This is a genomic window from Klenkia sp. AC732 (assembly GCF_979256525.1).
This window is the reverse complement of record NZ_CEEDOS010000202.1, coordinates 1-230: the sequence shown is the minus strand read 5'-3', so window position 1 is coordinate 230 and position 230 is coordinate 1. Positions and strand designations below refer to the sequence as shown.

The following is a 230-nucleotide window of genomic DNA, read 5'->3' as shown; positions in this document are numbered from 1 at the left end:
CGCAAGGACTGACCCGTTGACCGGGCCGGTCAACGGGTCAGTCCATGCGGCCGGCCTCCACCAGGCGGATTACCGCCGGCCCCACCACGTCGGAGGCCTCCAGGTCGACCTCGACCTCGAATCCCCAGTCGTGGTCACCGGCCGGGTAGTCCAGGATCTGGCGCACCCGCCAGAGGCCGGGCTCGGACTTGTCGATGACCAGAAGTGCCGGGCCGCGGGCGTCGGCGCCG

Annotated in this window: 1 protein-coding gene; it reads right to left on the bottom strand. The window is 71.7% G+C overall.

From position 1 onward, the window contains the following. Positions 1-37: 37 nt before the first annotated feature. The coding region (locus AC0IVP_RS22285; protein ID WP_471759327.1) for a DUF3516 domain-containing protein at positions 38-230 on the bottom strand (193 nt) is incomplete at its 5' end.